Origin of the sequence: Novipirellula sp., from assembly GCF_041583735.1 — a bacterium.
Taxonomy (GTDB): Bacteria; Planctomycetota; Planctomycetia; order Pirellulales; family Pirellulaceae; genus Novipirellula.
Window position 1 is genome coordinate 1 of sequence record NZ_JBFHFD010000787.1, and the last position, 3,545, is coordinate 3,545.

The 3,545-nt window shown below is 53.7% G+C and carries 2 protein-coding genes and 1 pseudogene; 2 read left to right on the forward strand and 1 reads right to left on the reverse strand.

The window, feature by feature from the left end; genetic code table 11:
• Together ABX962_RS32720 and ABX962_RS32725 are read left to right on the forward strand one after the other, a co-directional pair.
• Positions 1-237 (forward strand): annotated as a pseudogene (locus ABX962_RS32720) (SAM-dependent methyltransferase); the annotation flags it as partial.
• A 168-nt stretch (positions 238-405) separates the two neighbouring features.
• A complete protein-coding gene (locus tag ABX962_RS32725) occupies positions 406-2,409 on the forward strand; it encodes a glycoside hydrolase family 32 protein (protein WP_372725889.1) in 2,004 nt (667 codons plus the stop codon).
• 448 nt (positions 2,410-2,857) lie between these two features.
• On the opposite strand, the gene ABX962_RS32730 is transcribed toward ABX962_RS32725, so the two are convergent.
• Positions 2,858-3,545, reverse strand: a 688-nt coding sequence (locus ABX962_RS32730; protein ID WP_372725890.1) for a hypothetical protein, incomplete at its 5' end; no start/stop codon positions are given.

The following is a 3,545-nucleotide window of genomic DNA, read 5'->3' on the forward strand; positions in this document are numbered from 1 at the left end:
CGTTATCCGCTTCCCTATTCGGATCTGGACTACCTGGATCAGCAGCACGTCAAACAGACAGTGGAATCAGGGTTCGCGTTAGAGTTCGGCCATACGCTCGAAGATCAAATCGGCGGGCAATTGAAAGCGGGTTTTCTGCTGGCGGGTTTTTACGAGGACCGCTACGGCGAATCGGATTCCGATCCGCTCTCAAAATTTCTCGACACCTTCATCGCGACGCGTGCGATCAAACCATGATGGTGCTCTGTCTCCTGCTGTACTGTTAGGTCAGTACATTTAGGTTCCAACGATCGAACCTACCCGCAGTCCCTTGGTTTAACAGCGTCCGCCATTGGAACGCCTTCGCGGCGGCCAAAATCGAATACAATGGCGGGCACCCATCACGAACCCACCGAGCCACTCTCTATGAAAACGATTCTCGCGATCACCGCACTGCTTGCGTCCACCACCGTATGTGCTGACGAACTGCTTTTTCCGAATTCGGACTTCGAGTCGGGAACGCTTGATGGCTGGACGGTCCAGGGCGATGCATTCCAAGTCCAACCCACCAAGGGCGACAACACGGCGGCTCGCAACCGAGAATCGGCCAACATCCAGGGGACGTGGTGGATCGGTGGCTATGAAAAATACAACGGTAAAGAAGGTAAACCGGGAGCGATCAGCGGCGATGCGTTGACGGGAACATTGACGTCGCAAGAGTTTACGATCAAGCGGCCCTACATCACGTTCCGAATCGGCGCAGGGAACTTGCCAGGCGAAGTGGGCGTGCGATTGTTAGTCGACGACGAGTCCATCGAACTTGCCACCGGGGTCGACGAAGAAACGATGGTGGTCCACAGCTCGGATGTCCGAGCGTATCTCGGGGCGACGGCTCGACTGCAAGTATTTGACAACGCCACCGGCGGTTGGGGTCACATCAACGTCGATGACTTTCGTGGCACCGACCACGCTGTCCGCGATACCTCCAAAGACTTTGCAATCGACAACACGATCTCGCCATCGGGATATCCTGAGATCGGATACGACCAACCGCTGCGACCTCAGTTTCACTTTATGTCCAAGAAGAACTGGTTGAACGATCCTAACGGGATGGTATTCGACGGCGAAAATTATCATCTGTTCTTCCAACACAACCCCAAGGGGACGGGGTGGGGGAACATGACTTGGGGACACGCCACCAGCCTCGACATGGTGCACTGGAAACAACGGGATCACGCATTGTTGCCTTACCGCGTCGACGGCCGAGCAGGCACGATTTTTTCAGGCACTGCCGTGATCGACCACAACAACAGTCTTGGCAAGCAGGTGGGGGACACGAAAACGATGGTGGCGTTCTTCACGTTTGCCGCGAAACCGAAGTTCTATCAAGCGATGGCGTACAGCACCGATGGCGGTGAGACGTGGACGTACTGGAACGAGGGCCGCGCGGTCGTTGAAAACCAAGGCTTTGACAATGGTGAACGCGACCCCAAAGTTTTCTGGCACGAACCGTCTCAGCAATGGGTAATGCTGTTGTGGGTGCAAAAAGATCCCGGACGAGTTCGTTGGTTCACTTCAAAGAATCTGGTCGATTGGGACTTTGCTTCGGACCTGATGCGAGATTGGGCGTTCGAGTGTATGGATCTGGTGTTCCTGAAGGTGGACGATGACGAGAACAACACGAAGTGCCTGATTTATGACGCCAGCTTCGATTATGAAATCGGCAGCTTTGATGGTCAGAAATTTATTGCCGAAACAGAGACACTCAGTATCGTACGAGGCAACTATTACGCCGCTCAGACGTTCAACCAGGCGCCGGATGACCGAGCCGTTCAGATCGGCTGGATGCGAGGTGGCCCCGACTCGGCAAAATTGTTTGGCGTGCCTCACAACCAACAGATGGCCTTTCCTGTCGAGATGAGTCTAAAAACGACTCCCGAAGGGATTCGACTATTCTGCTGGCCGATCAAGGAGATCGATTCATTGGTGGGGCAAACACATGAAATCGATGAAGTCACGCTGGACGCCGGTGTGAATGTCCTTGCGGGGATAAATGACCTTGACCTTGTCGACTTGGAAGTCAGCTTCAGTCCTGGTGATGCGGAGCAAGTCGTATTCGATTTGTCGCGAGTGTCGCTTCGCTACGATGTCAAAAAGCAGGTGTTGTACCACTCCGGTATCGATAACAACGGCGCGCCGCGTGAAGACGTTTGTATCGACAAACTGGTGCCACGTGAAGGCAAGGTTTCGCTGCGATTACTGGTTGATCGTTTGACGGTCGAGGCTTATGCGTTCGGCGGAGCGACGTTTGCGGCTCATTACATTCACCCCAAGCACGGTCCCAAGAAGTTGTCGATCCACAGTGTCGGCGGCACGGCGAAGATCCACGATTTAAGCGTTCGTGAATTAAAATCCGCTTGGGAATTGTGAGCCGACGGCGGTAGCCGCGGATTGTTAAGCGTTTGGTGTTGACGTCGGAGTTGAAAGTAAATGTTTCTTCCGGCGAATACTGCAGTTACCTCTCCACCGACGAAGTTGGGGGAGAGGTCGAGCACGCCCTTAAGGCGTTGCTCGGGTGAGGGGGCGACCGAGCAATCATCCGAGCAATTCCGGTGCAAACGGCATTCTCGTTGGTGAGCGATTTGCTCGGTCAGCCCCCTCACCCCAGCGTCGCTGGAGGCTCCACTGGCCCTCTCCCCCAACGAAGTTGGTGGAGAGGTGGCTGAAAACCAGCGCAGCCAAAAATCACAACAAGCCCAACGTTTTAGCAGTCCAGCGGTAGCCTCGGTTGAATGGTGACGGAACCGTGGCTATCGCCAAAACGGCTAACTAAATCAGCAGTCATTCTCCCGACTTCGTCGGTGGAGAGGTAACGGCACTAGCGGCGACCCTCTCGTTGCACGGTCAATTTTGAAATCACTGCAATGTCAAAAGAGTGAAATACCTCATTGAAATTGTCTCCCTTGATTCCAATCACAACCGGTTCGAAGCCTTCAACAGCACCTCGTTGAGGCGACCAGGTCATTAATCCGGTATCACTTACGTTCATCCGGGCCGGTCCTTCGACCAAGTGGAAGGCAAGCGATTTGCTGTTGGTTTTGCATTCAACTTGGTAACTCAGCTTTTTTCCTTTGTTCGCCATGATCGGCGGCAGTGACTCGACAAAGAGATAGTCTTCGCCGGTTGCTTTGAGTTCCGCTTCAAAATCGTACTTGCGAACGTAAATCCGCTTTTTGTCATAGTCGGTATTGGCCAGCAGTTTTGCCCAGGGAACGAAATGTATTCGGGTTTCTCCGTAACTCAGAGCGTCAATTGATCTGTTGGTTGAGTTCGTATTGCCGTGTGGCGCCAACTCGCTGAGTTGTAGGTTGCTATGAATGATTCGCAAGTCCGAAGCGGTGCAAACGTCCACACTGGTGAACCAGCTGCCGCGAGATTTCTCCTTAAACCGCACCGCGATAAAATAGCGTGGATCGACCGTGGGAAAGGTGCGTGCACCTTCCAACCAATCCGGCGAAATGTCTCTCGCAAACAGGTTGTAGATTTGCCCACGCGGTAAATGGAAC